17 protein-coding genes are annotated in these 16,416 nt (G+C 56.6%); 14 read left to right on the forward strand and 3 right to left on the reverse strand.

Annotation, left to right across the window (positions count from 1 at the left end; translation table 11 throughout):
* Positions 1-142: 142 nt before the first annotated feature.
* The gene (gene add / locus ABLU87_RS27425) at positions 143-1,144 is read left to right on the forward strand and encodes an adenosine deaminase (protein WP_025105823.1); all 1,002 of its coding nucleotides are present in this window, start codon (positions 143-145) and stop codon (positions 1,142-1,144) included.
* Positions 1,145-1,214: 70 nt separating this feature from the next.
* Here the strand turns inward: add and ABLU87_RS27430 are convergent, their stop codons facing one another.
* Complete coding sequence (locus tag ABLU87_RS27430; RefSeq protein WP_014838658.1) at positions 1,215-2,255, reverse strand: oxidoreductase; 1,041 nt, start codon at positions 2,253-2,255, stop codon at positions 1,215-1,217.
* A 188-nt stretch (positions 2,256-2,443) separates the two neighbouring features.
* Here ABLU87_RS27430 and blr point away from each other — a divergent pair, with 188 nt between their 5' ends.
* From blr to gstA, 13 genes are all read left to right on the forward strand, one after another.
* On the forward strand, positions 2,444-2,593 hold the full coding sequence (gene blr / locus ABLU87_RS27435; RefSeq protein ID WP_014229585.1) for a division septum protein Blr: 150 nt from the start codon (positions 2,444-2,446) through the stop codon (positions 2,591-2,593).
* Between the two features lie 103 nt (positions 2,594-2,696).
* Entirely contained in the window at positions 2,697-4,067 is a 1,371-nt protein-coding gene (locus ABLU87_RS27440; RefSeq protein WP_025105825.1) for a GH1 family beta-glucosidase, read from the forward strand.
* A gap of 219 nt (positions 4,068-4,286) precedes the next feature.
* Positions 4,287-4,502, forward strand: coding sequence for a transcription modulator YdgT (ydgT, locus tag ABLU87_RS27445; protein WP_004134363.1), 216 nt, complete (start codon positions 4,287-4,289; stop codon positions 4,500-4,502).
* A gap of 79 nt (positions 4,503-4,581) precedes the next feature.
* Positions 4,582-5,022 carry a DUF2569 domain-containing protein gene (locus tag ABLU87_RS27450; RefSeq protein ID WP_004851426.1) on the forward strand — a complete coding sequence of 147 codons (441 nt, stop codon included), beginning with the start codon at positions 4,582-4,584 and terminating at the stop codon, positions 5,020-5,022.
* A gap of 77 nt (positions 5,023-5,099) precedes the next feature.
* The gene (gene rsxA, locus ABLU87_RS27455) at positions 5,100-5,681 is read left to right on the forward strand and encodes an electron transport complex subunit RsxA (protein WP_004102633.1); all 582 of its coding nucleotides are present in this window, start codon (positions 5,100-5,102) and stop codon (positions 5,679-5,681) included.
* Complete coding sequence (gene rsxB / locus ABLU87_RS27460) at positions 5,681-6,259, forward strand: electron transport complex subunit RsxB (protein WP_122117970.1); 579 nt, start codon at positions 5,681-5,683, stop codon at positions 6,257-6,259. Before rsxA ends, rsxB begins: the two co-directional genes overlap by 1 nt.
* Positions 6,252-8,327, forward strand: coding sequence for an electron transport complex subunit RsxC (rsxC, locus tag ABLU87_RS27465; RefSeq protein ID WP_196942018.1), 2,076 nt, complete (start codon positions 6,252-6,254; stop codon positions 8,325-8,327). Before rsxB ends, rsxC begins: the two co-directional genes overlap by 8 nt.
* On the forward strand, positions 8,328-9,380 hold the full coding sequence (gene rsxD, locus ABLU87_RS27470; RefSeq protein WP_025105828.1) for an electron transport complex subunit RsxD: 1,053 nt from the start codon (positions 8,328-8,330) through the stop codon (positions 9,378-9,380).
* A 10-nt stretch (positions 9,381-9,390) separates the two neighbouring features.
* Complete coding sequence (gene rsxG / locus ABLU87_RS27475; RefSeq protein ID WP_004851434.1) at positions 9,391-10,011, forward strand: electron transport complex subunit RsxG; 621 nt, start codon at positions 9,391-9,393, stop codon at positions 10,009-10,011.
* A gap of 3 nt (positions 10,012-10,014) precedes the next feature.
* Entirely contained in the window at positions 10,015-10,722 is a 708-nt protein-coding gene (locus tag ABLU87_RS27480) for an electron transport complex subunit E (protein ID WP_004851436.1), read from the forward strand.
* Complete coding sequence (gene nth, locus ABLU87_RS27485) at positions 10,715-11,350, forward strand: endonuclease III (RefSeq protein WP_004851438.1); 636 nt, start codon at positions 10,715-10,717, stop codon at positions 11,348-11,350. The genes ABLU87_RS27480 and nth overlap by 8 nt, the downstream gene beginning before the upstream one ends.
* Before the next feature lie 597 nt (positions 11,351-11,947).
* A complete protein-coding gene (gene dtpA, locus ABLU87_RS27490; RefSeq protein WP_032748929.1) occupies positions 11,948-13,453 on the forward strand; it encodes a dipeptide/tripeptide permease DtpA in 1,506 nt (501 codons plus the stop codon).
* Between the two features lie 108 nt (positions 13,454-13,561).
* Positions 13,562-14,167, forward strand: coding sequence for a glutathione transferase GstA (gene gstA, locus ABLU87_RS27495; RefSeq protein WP_004851441.1), 606 nt, complete (start codon positions 13,562-13,564; stop codon positions 14,165-14,167).
* Between the two features lie 47 nt (positions 14,168-14,214).
* Here the strand turns inward: gstA and pdxY are convergent, their stop codons facing one another.
* Positions 14,215-15,075 (reverse strand): pyridoxal kinase PdxY, encoded by an 861-nt coding sequence (pdxY, locus tag ABLU87_RS27500; protein ID WP_009654806.1) that lies wholly within the window; start codon positions 15,073-15,075, stop codon positions 14,215-14,217.
* Between the two features lie 61 nt (positions 15,076-15,136).
* On the reverse strand, positions 15,137-16,411 hold the full coding sequence (tyrS, locus tag ABLU87_RS27505; protein WP_004851444.1) for a tyrosine--tRNA ligase: 1,275 nt from the start codon (positions 16,409-16,411) through the stop codon (positions 15,137-15,139).
* Positions 16,412-16,416 lie beyond the last annotated feature (5 nt).

Consider the following 16,416-nt stretch of genomic DNA (forward strand, 5'->3'; position numbering starts at 1 on the left):
TTCGTCATTGCTCCCTTTGAGAGGGCAATCTTCCCTTCCCTCACCGTTTTCCCTTGTATTGTTCGGTAATTTTCTCCGCTTTTAACCATTTATCGTTCTGATGTACAATGACGCGCACTTTAACTAAAAAAAGAGTGCGACCATGATTGATTTAACTTTGCCATTAACCGACATCCATCGCCACCTTGATGGTAATATCCGGGCCCAAACCATTCTCGATCTTGGCCGCCAGTACAACCTCGCCCTTCCGGCAGACACCCTCGACACCTTACGTCCTCATGTACAGGTCACCAGCAATGAGCCTGATCTGGTCAGCTTCCTCGCTAAGCTGGACTGGGGCGTAAAGGTACTGGCCTCGCTGGAAGCCTGCCGCCGCGTCGCTTATGAAAACCTCGAAGATGCCGCTCGCAACGGCCTGCACTACGTTGAACTGCGTTTCTCTCCGCGCTATATGGCGATGACCCACCAGCTGCCGGTCGCGGGCGTAGTCGAAGCGGTGATCGCTGGCGTTAAAGAAGGCAGCCGCGACTTTAACGTTGAGGCCCGCCTGATCGGCATTCTGAGCCGCACCTTTGGCGAAGCGGCCTGCGAAGAGGAGCTTGCGGCCCTGCTCGCCCATCGCGATGGCATCACCGCCCTCGACCTCGCCGGGGATGAGCTCGGCTTCCCGGGAAATCTGTTTATGGATCACTTCAGCCGCGCGCGCGATGCGGGCTGGCGCATCACCGTACATGCGGGCGAAGCCGCTGGCCCGGAAAGCATCTGGCAGGCGATTCGCGAACTGGGCGCCGAGCGTATCGGCCACGGCGTGAAGGCGGTGCAGGATCCGGCGCTGATGGATTATCTCGCCGCGCAGCGAATCGGGATTGAGTCCTGCCTGACCTCTAATATTCAGACCAGCACCGTGCCATCCCTGGCCGAGCATCCGCTGAAAACATTCCTTGAACACGGCGTGCTGGCCTGCATCAATACCGACGACCCTGCCGTTCAGGGCGTCGATATTATCCACGAATACACCGTCGCCGCCCCGGCTGCCGGTTTAAGCCGCGAGCAAATTCGCCAGGCGCAGAGAAACGGTCTGGAGCTCGCCTTTTTAAGCGCCCAGGAAAAAGCGGCGCTGATCCAGCGCGTGCAGCAGGCTTGATGTTTCTCCCCCGTGCCAGCACGGGGGGAAGCTCAATCAGCGCCTGGCCAGCGCGTTTCGTCAGGTCGGCCTAATTCAGGCACAGCGTCGCCCGATGCCTGGCCGACTCCAGCCCAAGCTCAATCAGCTCCATAATCTGAATCGCCTGGCTTGCCGGAACCGGGTTAACGCCGATGCCATTAAGCGCATCGCGAATGGCGGCGTAATAGGCCGGATAGTTGCCCGGTAGCGTCAGCCACGACTCCTCGGTGATTTCCTCGCCTTCGGCACGCGTCAGCAGCCCGTCGCGCATATCATACCCCCAATCCTCCTGCGGCAGGCGCTCGCCGCTTTTCAGCCGTTCTTCCTGCGGATCAAGGCCGTATTTCACATAGCTTCCCCGCGAACCGTGGATGATAAAGCGCGCCGTTTCCGCCGCGGCCACCAGGGTTCCGTGCAGCACCACGCGACGCTGCGGCCAGGCCAACACCGCATGAAAATAGTCTGTGGACTGGGAGCCAGGCCGTAGCTGAGCCAGGTCGACCTGCATACTCACCGGCAGACCGAAGAGATTTACCACCTGGTCCAGCAGATGCGGGGCAAGATCGTACCAGATGCCGCTGCCCGGCCCACCTTGCTCGCGCCAGCGTTGCCGTACCTGCGGTCGATAGCGGTCGAAATGCGACTCAAAATAGCCGACTTCCCCTAACAGGCCTTCGTTAATCAGCGACTTCACCGTCAGAAAATCGCTGTCCCAGCGGCGGTTATGGAACACGGACAGCAGTCGCCCCTCGCTTTTGGCAATGGCCTCAAGCTCGCGAGCCTGTGACAGTGTCACGGTAAACGGTTTATCCACCACTACATGCTTGCCCGCTTCCAGCGCAGCTTTCGCCAGCGGGAAATGGGTATCATTGGGCGTGGGGATCACCACCAGATCGATATCGGGGTCGCTAAAGAGCGCCTGCGGTGCGGTCACCACCTTCACCGCAGGCCAGTCGGCCAGCACTTTCGTTTCATCGCTGCTCGAGACCGCCGCCAGCGTCATCCCCGGCGTACCGCTGACCAGCGGCGCATGAAAGGTTTTGCTCGCATAGCCGTACCCGATTAAACCTACCCGGATAGGGTCACTCATTTTTCTGCCCCCTTAACGAAATGTCGCAGCCGCACTAACACCGCGATTCTGAACGCATCTTCGACGCGTTTGCCCCTGCACCGGTTGCTCAGCTTTACGCCATTTGCGCAGCTAAGATCATGTAACACTTGCGTTACTTCAGTCGTTGAGTACCATTTCAGTCTGGTTTCACCATTTGCCGTAGAGTTATGGAAAACGTTTTTAACCGTATTGTAGAACTTATTGGCTGGATTGTTTTGGGCGTTTCGGCCCTGCTTTTAGTTATCGCTCATCATATTGATAACTACCAGTCCCCGCCTGCCGTTGATGCTGTTCAGACGAAGCCGCTGTCGAAATAAACAGTGACCCGCTTCGCAACTATGCAACCGGTTTCTGAAACCGGTTGCATAGTTGCATACGCCTTTATTACACTCTCTTTATCAATCGATAAGGAGTTTCTTCATGTCCAAATTCCCGCAACACTTTTTATGGGGCGCCGCGACAGCGGCCTGGCAGGTTGAAGGCGGTCACGATGCCGACGGCAAAGGCCCTTCTATCTGGGATATTTATTCTCACCTTCCGGGCACCACCTATCAGGGGACGACCGGTGACGTCGCCGTTGACCACTACCATCGTTTTCGCGAAGACGTAGCGCTGATGGCGGAAATGGGTTTGCAAAGCTATCGCTTTTCTATTTCCTGGCCCCGCCTGCTGCCTGGCGGCCGCGGTGAAGTGAACGAGGCTGGCGTCCAATTCTACAGCGACCTGATTGACGAACTGCTGGCGCATAACATTGAACCGATGATTACCCTGTACCACTGGGATCTTCCCCAGGCGCTGCAGGATGAAGGCGGCTGGGAGGCGCGCAGTACCGCGGAAGCCTTCGCTGAGTACGCTCGCCTGTGCTATCAACGTTTTGGCTCCCGGGTCAAACTGTGGGCAACCTTTAACGAGACTATCGTCTTTATCGGCCACGGTTACATTAACGGCCTCCATCCTCCTGCGGTGCGCGATCCGGCGCGCGCCATTCAGGCCTGCCATCACGTCTTTATCGCCCATGCGCTGGCCGTGAAAGCGTTTCGTGAAATGGGCGTGGCGGGGGAGATAGGGTTTGTCAACGTGCTGCAGCCGCACACCGCATTAACCGACAGTGAGGAAGATAAGCGGGCGACAGAGATGGCGGACGCCATCCATACCCACTGGCTCTACGATCCGGTATTAAAAGGCGGCTATCCCGAAGAGCTACTGCAGCAGACCCGGGCGCTGTGGGGGGTTCCGGTCTTTGAACCGGGAGACGACGCGCTGCTGCGTGACAACCGCTGTGACTTTATCGGCCTGAACTACTATCGCCGTGAAACCGTGTCGGCGCAGCCTCCTGAAGTACCGACCGGCGGCGAGCCGGGCGTGGATGGGCTCTTCCACTTCGTGCGCAACCCGCAAAGCACCTATACCGAATGGGGCTGGGAAATTTGGCCTCAGGGCTTAACCGACGGGATCATGATGATTAAAGCGCGCTACGGTGATATTCCGATCTACATCACCGAAAACGGCCTGGGGGCAATAGACCCGATTATCAATGGCGAAATCGTCGACGACCCGCGGATTGACTATCTCAGTAGCCACATTACCGCGCTTGAAAAAGCGCTGGAACAGGGCGCCGACGTGCGCGGCTACTACCCCTGGTCCTTTATTGATCTTTTGAGCTGGCTGAACGGTTATAAAAAACAATACGGATTCGTTTATGTCGATCACCAGCAAAATCTGGCGCGTAAACGGAAAAAGAGTTTTTTCTGGTACCAAAACGTTATTGCCAGCCGAGGCGAACAGCGTTAATCTTCTCTCCCAGGCGCCTTCCGGCGCCTGATTCAGTTCTGGAATACTCTTAAATTTCTTTTTACCAGGCCGGAAACATCATCTGTTCTTGTCACCGGTATTTACAACCGAAATAATTGCATACAGTTTATCTTAGAAAGGAACTGCCGGTTGAGAACAGGTTTACTCAGTATGGGTATATTCAACTTAATTTATTCCGATTATAAAATGGATACGCAAATGACCGTTCAGGACTACTTATTAAAATTTCGTAAAATCAGTTCGCTTGAAAGTCTGGAAAAACTTTTTGATCACCTTAACTATTCCCTGACCGATAACGAAGAGATCGTCAACATGTATCGCGCGGCCGACCATCGCCGGGCGGAGCTGGTTTCTGGCGGCAAATTGTTCAACATCGGCGAAGTGCCCAAGTCCGTCTGGCGCTACGTGCAATAAAGACTGTCATCATTCACGCCAGTTGCTTATACTTCCGCCCTGCTTTTATTTATAACTGGCGTTGAATTTTGGAGTAATAATGTCTTCTGACTCTGTGGAACGTATTGGCGGATGGCTTCTGGCACCGCTGGCATGGCTCCTTGTAGCCCTGCTTAGCGCCTCATTGTCGCTGCTGTTTTTTGCTGATGCCCTGATGTCTTCCCAGACTTACACATTGCTGAGCGCGATGAGTATCGAACATCTCGCTCTGTGGATCGCCTCCTTAGCGTTTGCGATCGCCATGTGGTACTACACGCTGTGGTTGACCATCGCCTTCTTTAAACGGCGGAAAGGGGTACCGAAGCACTACATTATCTGGCTGCTGATCACGCTTCTGCTGGCGGTAAAAGCCTTTGCCTTTTCCCCGATTTCCGACGCGCTCGCGCTGCGCCAGCTGCTTTTCCCTCTCCTCGCCGCAGCGCTGCTTGCGCCCTATTTCAGGCGTTCTCAACGGGTTAAGCGGACCTTTGTGAATCCGTAATAACCACACAGTTAACCTGTTGTCGCCGGTATCGATTTATTCGATAATAGACGGCTTTTTCTATTTCAGGTCGAATGATGGCTGATTATTTACTGCTCTTTGTTGGCACTGTCCTGGTTAACAACTTCGTGCTGGTGAAGTTTCTTGGACTGTGCCCGTTTATGGGGGTTTCCAAAAAGCTGGAAGCCGCTATGGGGATGGGGCTCGCCACCACGTTTGTGATGACGCTGGCCTCTATTTGCGCCTGGTTAATTGATACCTGGATCCTTATCCCGCTGGATCTGGTCTATTTACGTACGCTGGCCTTTATCCTGGTCATCGCCGTGGTGGTGCAGTTTACCGAAATGGTCGTGCGTAAAACCAGCCCGGCGCTGTATCGCCTGCTGGGCATCTTCCTGCCGCTGATCACCACCAACTGCGCGGTGCTCGGCGTGGCGCTGCTCAACATTAACCTTGGGCATAATTTCCTGCAATCGGCGCTGTACGGTTTTGCCGCCGCGGTCGGTTTTTCGCTGGTTATGGTGCTTTTCGCCTCCATTCGCGAGCGGCTGGTGGTAGCGGATGTTCCCGCGCCGTTTCGCGGTAACGCGATTGCACTGGTCACCGCAGGTTTAATGTCCCTTGCTTTTATGGGCTTTAGTGGTTTGGTGAAGTTGTAATGAACGCTGTCTGGATAGCCGTGGTCGCCATTAGCCTGCTGGGGCTAATTTTCGGCTTAATTCTGGGGTACGCCTCCCGCCGCTTTGAGGTGGAAGATGACCCGGTGGTGGAAAAAATTGATGCCCTGCTTCCGCAGAGCCAGTGCGGCCAGTGCGGCTACCCTGGCTGTCGTCCCTACGCTGAAGCGGTGGGGACCCAGGGCGAGAAAATCAACTGCTGCGCCCCCGGCGGCGAAGCGGTGATGCTGAAAATCGCTGAGCTATTGAACGTCGATCCGCAGCCGACAGACGGCGATGCGCAGGAAGCCGAACCGGCGCAAATGCTGGCGGTGATCGACGAGGCGAACTGCATCGGCTGCACAAAATGCATTCAGGCCTGTCCCGTCGATGCCATCGTCGGCGCCACGCGCGCCATGCATACGGTGATGAGCGATCTCTGTACCGGCTGTAATCTTTGCGTCGCGCCTTGTCCGACACAATGTATTGAACTGCGCCCGGTGGCGCCGACGACAGAAACCTGGAAATGGGATCTTCAGACCATCCCGGTACGCATTATTCCCGTGGAACAACATGTTTAAGTTATTTTCCGCTTTTCGCAAAGATAAAGTCTGGGACTTCAACGGCGGCATCCATCCGCCAGAAATGAAAACCCAGTCCAACGGTACCCCGCTGCGTCAGGTTTCGCTGCCGCAGCGTTTTGTCATTCCGCTAAAACAGCATATTGGCGCGGAAGGTGAGCTCTGCGTTCAGCCTGGCGATCGCGTCCTGCGCGGCCAGCCGTTAACGCGCGGCTGGGGCAGAATGCTGCCGGTGCACGCCCCGACGTCCGGTACGGTGGCGGCCATTGCTCCCCACTCTACCGCCCACCCTTCCGCGCTGGCCGAAATGAGCGTGATTATTGATGCCGATGGCGAAGACCGCTGGATTGAACGCGATGGCTGGAACGATTACCAGAATAAATCCCGCGAAGCGCTGATTGAGCGTATTCACCAGTTTGGCGTGGCCGGACTGGGCGGCGCGGGTTTCCCGACCGGCGCCAAGCTGCGCGGCGGCGGCGACAAAATCGACACACTCATTATCAACGCCGCCGAGTGCGAACCCTATATTACCGCCGACGACCGTCTGATGCAGGATTGCGCGGCGCAGATCGTCGAGGGTATTCGCATCCTTGCCCATATTCTGCAGCCAGCTCAGGTACTGATCGGCATCGAGGATAATAAACCGCAGGCGATTTCGATGCTGCGCGCGGTATTAGCCGACACGCACGGTATTTCCCTGCGCGTGATCCCCACGAAATATCCCTCCGGCGGCGCGAAACAGCTGACGCAGATCCTCACCGGCAAGCAGGTGCCTCACGGCGGACGCTCCTCTGACATCGGCGTGCTGATGCAGAACGTCGGCACCGCCTATGCGGTGAAACGCGCGGTAATCGACGGCGAGCCGCTGACCGAGCGCGTCGTCACCCTGACCGGGGAAGCGATCTCGCGTCCGGGCAACGTCTGGGCGCGCCTCGGCACTCCGGTCAGCCATCTGCTCAACGATGCCGGTTTCTGTCCGAGCGGCGATCCTATGGTAATTATGGGCGGGCCGCTGATGGGCTTCACCCTGCCGTGGCTCGACGTGCCGGTCGTGAAAATCACCAACTGCCTGCTGGCGCCGTCGGCGAGCGAAATGGGCGAGCCGGAAGAGGAAAAAGGCTGCATCCGCTGCAGCGCCTGCGCGGACGCCTGCCCGGCAGATCTTCTGCCGCAGCAGCTTTATTGGTTCAGCAAAGGCCAGCAGCACGACAAAGCCACCAGCCATAACCTGGCGGATTGCATTGAGTGCGGCGCCTGCGCCTGGGTCTGCCCAAGCAATATCCCGCTGGTGCAGTACTTCCGCCAGGAAAAAGCGGAGATTTACGCGCTTGCTCAGGAAGAGAAACGCGCGGCGGAGGCGAAATTACGCTTTGAGGCCCGTCAGGCGCGTCTTGAGCGCGATAAAGCCGCGCGTCTTGAACGGCATAAGCAGGCCGCGGCCCAGCCCGCGGCGAAAGATCAGGACGCGATTAACGCCGCCCTTGCCCGGGTACGGGAAAAGCAGCGTGACGCGGCGCAGCCGATTATCGTGCTCTCCGGCGCCAAACCGGATAACAGCGAAGCCATTGCCGCCCGCGAAGCCCGCAAGGCCGAGGCCCGGGCACGCAAAGCTCAGCAACAGGCACAAAGCAACGTCGCCGGGCCGTCATCTGACGCCGCCGTTGACCCGCGCAAAGCCGCCGTAGAGGCCGCCATCGCCCGAGCCAAAGCGCGCAAAGTCGAACAGCAGGCGGTTCCTGCGGAAGACGCTCCAGCAGAGCAGCCCGCCGCCAGTGACCCGCGCAAAGCCGCCGTCGAGGCCGCCATCGCCCGCGCCAAAGCGCGTAAAGCCCAACAGCAGGCCGCTCCGGCAGAAGACGCCCCAGCGGAGCAGCCCGCCGCCGTTGACCCGCGCAAGGCCGCCGTTGATGCCGCCATCGCCCGGGCTAAAGCGCGTAAAGCAGAACAACAGCAACAAGCAGTTCCCCCGTCGGCAGCCAATGATGACGCCCGCAAAGCGGCAGTCGCTGAAGCAATCGCCCGCGTTCAGGCCCGGAAAGCATCCCGGCAGGCAGTTAACGAGGATTAAATGGTTTTCAGAATCGCAAGTTCCCCTTATACCCACAATCAGCGCCAGACTTCGCGGATTATGCTGCTGGTGCTGCTCGCCGCCGTGCCCGGCATCGCGGTTCAGACCTGGTTTTTCGGCTGGGGTACCGTGCTGCAAATTATCCTTGCCGCCATCACGGCGTGGGGAGCCGAAGCGGCCATCCTTAAACTGCGCAAACAAAATATTCCCGCGATCCTCGCCGATAACTCCGCGCTGCTGACCGGCCTGCTGCTGGCCATCAGTATTCCGCCTTTTGCTCCCTGGTGGATGGTGGTGCTGGGGACCGCGTTCGCGGTGATCATCGCTAAACAGCTCTACGGTGGTCTGGGTCATAATCCTTTTAACCCGGCGATGATCGGCTATGTCGTCCTGCTCATCTCCTTCCCGGTCCAGATGACTTCGTGGCTCCCGCCGCATGAGATAGCCGCCAATGTTCCCGGATTTAGCGACGCGCTGCGGATGATTTTCACAGGCCATACGGCGAGCAGTGGAGACATGAACAGCCTGCGAATGGGCATTGACGGTATCAGCCAGGCCACGCCGCTGGATACCTTCAAAACCTCGCTTCATGCCGGTCACGCGGTTGAAGAGATTCTCCAGTATCCTGTCTACGGCGGCGCGCTCGCCGGCCTCGGCTGGCAGTGGGTTAACGTGGCGTATCTGGCGGGTGGTCTGTTCCTGTTATGGCAGAAAGCCATTCGCTGGCATATTCCGGTCAGTTTTCTGCTGAGCCTTGCCGTTTGCGCTACCCTCGGATGGCTGTTCTCCCCGGAAAGCCTCGCCTCGCCGCAGATTCATCTGCTGTCCGGCGCCACCATGCTGGGCGCGTTCTTTATTCTGACGGATCCGGTAACCGCCTCCACCACCAATCGCGGACGCCTGATCTTCGGCGCGCTGGCGGGATTACTGGTATGGCTAATTCGCAGCTTTGGCGGCTATCCGGATGGCGTGGCCTTTGCCGTTCTGCTGGCCAATATTACCGTTCCCTTGATCGATTACTATACGCGCCCGCGCGCGTACGGCCACCGCTGAGGACCCGAACATGTTACAAAGCATGCGTAAACACGGCATCACGCTGGCCCTCTTTGCGGCGGGGTCTACCGGGCTGACGGCCGCGATTAACGAGCTGACCAAAAGCACCATTGAAGACCAGGCTGCCCAGCAGCAAAAAGCCTTATTTGACCAGGTTATGCCGGCTAATCTTTATAACAACGACTTGCTGAAAAGCTGTTATCAAGTTACCGCCCCGGCGCTGGGAAAAGGCCAGCACAAGGTTTGGATCGCTCAGGATGGCGAAAAACCGGTGGCTGCGGTGATGGAAGCCACCGCACCGGACGGCTATTCCGGGGCCATTCAGCTGCTGGTGGCCGCCGATTTTAAAGGTACCGTGCTGGGTACCCGCGTCACCGAACATCATGAGACGCCGGGGCTGGGCGATAAAATCGAACTCAGAATTTCCGACTGGATCACCCTCTTTGCCGGTAAAGTGATTCATGGGCAAAACGACAGCCACTGGGCCGTGAAAAAAGACGGCGGCGACTTCGACCAGTTTACCGGGGCCACCATTACCCCGCGCGCGGTGGTCAATGCCGTCAAGCGCGCCGGCCTGTACGCACAAACGCTGCCCGCGCAGATTTCCGCATTCACTCCCTGTGGAGACTAAATCATGAGCGAAGTAAAAGACGTTATTGTTCAGGGGTTGTGGAAAAACAACTCCGCGCTGGTTCAGCTGCTGGGGATGTGTCCCCTACTCGCCGTGACCTCGACCGCCACCAACGCCCTTGGCCTTGGGCTGGCGACGACGCTGGTGCTCACCCTGACGAACCTGACTATTTCCAGCCTGCGCCGCTGGACGCCGGCGGAAATCCGTATTCCGATTTACGTCATGATCATCGCTTCGGTGGTGAGCGTCGTGCAGATGCTGATCAACGCCTACGCGTTCGGCCTCTATCAGTCTCTGGGGATCTTTATCCCGCTGATTGTCACCAACTGTATCGTGGTTGGGCGCGCTGAGGCCTTTGCCGCGAAAAAAGGCCCGGCGCTGTCGGCGCTGGATGGTTTTTCCATCGGTATGGGGGCAACCTGCGCGATGTTTGTGCTCGGCTCAATGCGGGAAATTCTCGGCAACGGTACCCTGTTTGACGGTGCCGATAGCCTGCTCGGCAGCTGGGCTAAAGTTCTGCGCATTGAAGTATTTCATACCGATACGCCGTTTCTGCTGGCGATGCTGCCGCCGGGGGCATTTATTGGCCTCGGCATGATGTTGGCGGTAAAATACCTTATCGATGAACGTAGCAAACAGCGCAAAGCTAAAGCGGTACAAGCCGATGTCGTTGCGCCGTCTGATGTGACGGGAAAAGCCTGGAATGAATAAGAGTAAACGCCTGGAGATCCTCACCAGGCTCAGGGATAACAACCCGCACCCCACCACGGAGCTGAATTTTCACTCGCCGTTTGAATTATTGATCGCCGTCCTGCTCTCGGCGCAGGCCACCGACGTCAGCGTCAACAAAGCGACGGCAAAACTCTACCCGGTCGCCAACACGCCGGCGGCCATGCTGGCGCTGGGCGTTGAGGGCGTGAAGTCGTATATCAAGACTATTGGCCTGTTTAACAGCAAAGCAGAAAACGTCATCAAGACCTGTCGTATCCTGCTTGAGCAGCACAATGGTGAAGTGCCGGAAGATCGGGCGGCCCTTGAGGCGCTTCCCGGCGTCGGCCGTAAAACCGCGAACGTGGTACTCAACACCGCCTTCGGCTGGCCGACAATCGCCGTCGATACGCATATCTTCCGCGTTTGCAATCGGACACAATTTGCGCCCGGTAAGAACGTTGAACAGGTCGAAGAAAAGCTGTTAAAGGTGGTTCCAGCGGAATTTAAAGTCGACTGCCATCACTGGTTAATCCTGCACGGTCGTTATACCTGTATTGCCCGCAAACCGCGCTGCGGCTCCTGCCTGATAGAAGACCTTTGCGAGTACAAAGAGAAGGTCGATCTCTGAACACGCATCGCGTCATTATCCATCAGGGTGATGACGCTGCTTTTCCCCCGCCTTCATCGACATTCACGCCATCATTTTCGCGCTGTTGCGGGTGATTATGCGGTTATATAATCATCGGCCAGCTTATTCATTTTTTTTAGAGGCAAAATTTCTATACATTTGTGATCGAGATCACCTGGTCAATTTATTGTTGATTTAATGTTAACGCTTTTGCGTGCAAACCTGCTGATTCAAATACCCTTAAGTTAAATACCAAAACAATAACCCATCAATTTTTAGGATTACGGGCTATATCACTGGATGCAAGCGCATACAGCCGAACATATCGCCATTATGCGAAAAACTTCGGATTCCAACAGATAAAAACTCTCCCTTTGGCTAAACCTTGAAATTTAACTCTGAATAACATTTGAGTAGGCGGTGTATTATGCCGCATGGAATATGTGTAACAGATTATTGCAAAGCTATTGCCTGAAGGGGCAGGATAGTGAACATTACCTGCCGTTTTCCCTCCAGAATAACTATAAAGGCGGCGGTCTGAGAAGATTGCGCCCCGAACACCCCCCGTTAATATGGGATGTAAAAAAAGAGGTATTTGTGTCGACTGCAAACAATAAACCAACAGAAAGCGTAAGTTTAAACGCTTTCAAACAACCACGTTCGTTCTATCTCATCTTCTCTATTGAGCTGTGGGAACGTTTTGGTTTCTACGGCCTGCAAGGGATCATGGCCGTTTACCTGGTTAAACAGCTGGGTATGTCAGAAGCGGACTCTATTACTCTGTTCTCCTCCTTTAGCGCGCTGGTCTACGGTCTGGTGGCGATTGGCGGCTGGCTGGGCGACAAGGTGCTTGGCACTAAGCGCGTCATCATGCTCGGCGCAATCGTTCTGGCTATCGGCTACGGCCTGGTGGCGTGGTCAGGGCACGATGCAGGCATCGTATATATAGGTATGGCGACGATTGCCGTCGGTAACGGCCTGTTTAAGGCTAACCCCTCTTCCCTGCTCTCAACCTGCTATGAAAAGAACGACCCGCGTCTGGACGGTGCATTTACCATGTACTACATGTCCATCAACATCGGTTCTTTCTTCTCTATGCTGGCCACGCCATGGCTGGCGGCGAAGTTCGGCTGGAGCGTCGCTTTCGCCCTGAGCTTTGTCGGCCTGGTGATCACCATCGTCAACTTCACTTTCTGCCAGCGCTGGGTTAAACAGTACGGCTCGAAGCCTGACTTCGCCCCGCTGCAGATAGGCAAGCTGCTGGCGACTATCGTTGGCGTGGTGGTTCTCATCGCGATTGCAACCTGGCTGCTGCACAACCAGGGTATTGCACGTATGGCGCTGGGCGTGGTTGCGCTGGGCATCATCGTTATTTTCGCTAAAGAAGCTTTCGCGATGCAGGGCGCGGCCCGTCGTAAAATGATCGTCGCTTTCATCCTGATGCTGCAGGCGATTATCTTCTTCGTTCTGTACAGCCAGATGCCAACCTCCCTCAACTTCTTTGCGATTCGCAACGTTGAACACTCTCTGCTGGGCATCGCTTTCGAGCCTGAGCAGTACCAGGCGCTGAACCCTTTCTGGATCATTATCGGTAGCCCGATTCTGGCCGCCATTTATAACAAGATGGGCGATACCCTGCCGATGCCGATGAAGTTTGCTATTGGTATGGTCCTGTGCTCCGGCGCCTTCCTTGTCCTGCCGCTGGGCGCTAAGTTCGCCAGCGATGCGGGCATCGTAAACGTCAGCTGGCTGGTGATCAGCTACGGCCTGCAGAGTATCGGTGAACTGATGATTTCCGGTCTGGGTCTGGCGATGGTGGCACAGCTGGTTCCGCAGCGCCTGATGGGCTTCATTATGGGTAGCTGGTTCCTGACTACCGCTGGCGCCAACCTGATCGGCGGCTACGTGGCGAACATGATGGCGGTGCCGGATAACGTGACTGACCCGCTGATGTCGCTGGAAGTTTACGGTCGCGTGTTCCTGCATATCGGTGTCGCCACCGGCATTATCGCCATCCTGATGCTCATGACGGCGCCGAAGCTGAACCGTATGACCCAGGACGACGATAAAACGGCAAAAGCCAGCGATACCGCTACGGCTTAAGCTCCCCGGGAAAACCCATAAATTTAAACCGCTAACGCGCTGTTAGCGGTTTTTTTTTACCCCTGGGCGGACTAACATACAGGAAACCGCAGCCACGAGGAGTTACCGATGAAACTGTTCTACAAATCCGGCGCTTGTTCTCTTGCTTCGCATATCGCGCTACGCGAAAGCGGGCTGGACTTCACCCTGCAGGGCGTTGACGTGATGAAAAAACGTCTCGAAAACGGGGATGATTATCTGCAGATCAACCCGAAGGGTCAGGTACCGGCGCTGCTGCTGGACGATGATGTGCTGCTGACGGAAGGCGTGGCCATTATGCAATATATCGCCGATCGCGTGCCGGACCGCCAGCTGCTGGCGCCGGTGGGAAGCATTGCCCGCTATCAGACGCTGGAGTGGCTAAACTACGTGGCGACGGAGCTGCATAAAGGTTTTACCCCGCTGTTTCGCCCGGATACGCCGGAGGATTACAAACCTGTCGCTCGCGCGCTGCTGGACAAAAAAATGCAGTACGTGAACGAATGCCTGGAAGATAAAGAGTGGATTAACGGGCACCGTTTCACTATCGCCGATGGCTACCTGTTTACCGTGCTGCGCTGGGCGTACGCCGTGAAGCTGGATATGGAAGGCTATAGCAATATTGCAGCCTGGATGAAGCGCGTTGCCGCGCGGCCTGCGGTAGCCGCCGCCCTCGAGGCTGAAGGGCTGAAGTGAAGCCGATGCTTGCCCGACGCAGGTCGGGCAAGTTGTTCTCACGCCTCTTAAAGCTGCGTGGCGCTGAAGTAGTGCTCCGGCTGCGCGATGCGATCCTGAGCCGCCACAACCTGTAGCTCATACTCCTGCATATTTTTTGTCGCCAGCATGATTTCATACACCGCGGCGGTCACGTGCTCCAGCGCATCGCGCAGTCCCGCGCCCTGCAGCAGCTTAACCAGCAGCAGCCCGCTGGTGACATCGCCGACGCCCACCGGCTGGCGCATGCCAAAATCCACCAGCGGACGGCTGATGTGCCAGGCTTCCTGCGCGGTGACCAGCAGCATTTCAAAACGATCCATACTCAGCCCGGCCCGCGAAAGATGCTTCACCAGCACCACTTCCGGCCCCTGTGCAATCAGCTCGCGCGCGGCCAGCACCGCTTCGTTAACGTTCGCCACCGGATGCCCGCAGAGGATCTCCAGCTCAACCAGGTTTGGCGCAATAATATCGCTCGCCGGCAGCGCATAGCGTACATGAAACTCCGCGACGCCGGGCGCTACGATACAGCCCTTTTCAGGGTGCCCCATGACCGGATCGCAGAAATATTTCGCGGCCGGATTGGCGCTTTTCACCTGACGCACGATGCCAAGAATATGTTCGCCCTGTTCCGCCGATCCCAGGTATCCGCTTAATACCGCGTCACAGCGCTGCAGCTGGTTAATATCGGCAATCCCCTGAACAATTTCCGTCAGATGCGCTGGCGGCATCACGCAGCCGGTCCACTTTCCGTATTGGGTATGGTTGGAGAATTGTACGGTATTAAGCGGCCAGACGTTGGCGCCAAGGCGGCGCATCGGAAATTCAGCGGCGCTGTTGCCCGCATGGCCAAACACAACGTGGGACTGGATGGCGAGGATATTCTTCATCTTGATTACCTGAGAGCAAAAAATAAGGGGCGCGGTTTCCCACGCCCCTGCCTTTACGCAATTACTTCCAGCAGACCAGACAGTAATTTTTCTTACCGCGACGCAGTAAGGTGTAGCGACCAAAGAGACGGTCGGCATCAACAAATACGTATTCCGGGTCGGACTGTTTTTCGCCGTTGATGGTCACCGCATTGGATGCGATGGTTTTACGCGCCTGACCGCGGGACGGCTGCAGTTCAGAATCCACCAGCGCCTGCATCAGATCGGCGCCTTTATCCATTTCGATCATCGGCACGCCATCCTGCGCCAGCTGTTCGAAATCGGCTTCGCTCAAATCGCTCAGGTTACCGTTGAACAGGCTCTCGGTAATGCGTTTTGCCGCCACCAGACCTTCTTCACCGTGCACCAGGCGGGTCACCTGTTCGGCCAGCACATACTGGGCGCGCGGTGCTTTACCGCTGTTTTTGTCTTCTTCTTCCAGGGCATTGATTTCAGCCATGTCCATAAAAGTGAAGAACTTCAGGAAGCGATAAACGTCGGCATCCGCAGTGTTGATCCAGAACTGGTAGAACTTGTACGGACTGGTTTTCTTCGGATCCAGCCACACTGCGCCGCCTTCGGTTTTACCGAATTTCGTGCCGTCCGCCTTGGTGATCAGCGGAACGGTCAGGCCAAAGACCTGGTTCTGGTGCAGACGACGGGTCAGGTCGATACCGGAGGTAATGTTGCCCCACTGGTCAGAACCGCCGATTTGCAGCGCCACGCCGTGCAGCTTGTTCAGGCAGGCAAAGTCGTAACCCTGCAGCAGGTTGTAGGAGAACTCGGTAAAAGAGATGCCTTGGTCGTCGCGGTTCAGACGCTGCTTCACCGCTTCTTTGTTGATCATCTGGTTTACCGAGAAGTGCTTGCCGATATCACGCAGGAAAGTCAGCACGTTCATGCTGCCAAACCAGTCGTAGTTATTGGCGGCAATGGCAGAATTTTCACCGCAATCAAAGTCGAGGAAAGGCGCGACCTGTTTGCGAATTTTATCTACCCACTCCTGCACGGTATCTTCAGTGTTCAGTTTACGCTCCGCGGCTTTAAAGCTCGGGTCGCCAATCAGACCGGTCGCGCCGCCCACCAGGGCAACCGGTTTATGGCCGGCCATCTGGAAGCGTTTCAGGCATAACAATGGAACAAGATGCCCCAAATGCAAGCTGTCAGCGGTGGGATCGAAGCCGCAATAGAGCGCGATCGGGCCTTGCGCCAGTCGCTCTGCTAACGCTTCTTCGTCCGTCACCTGGGCTATCAGCCCCCGCTCCTGCAATTGTTTAATCAAGTTACTGCTTGCCATCAAAT

Origin of the sequence: Klebsiella sp. CB_Kp196, assembly GCF_040061575.1 — a bacterium.
Classification (GTDB): Bacteria; Pseudomonadota; Gammaproteobacteria; order Enterobacterales; family Enterobacteriaceae; genus Klebsiella; species Klebsiella michiganensis.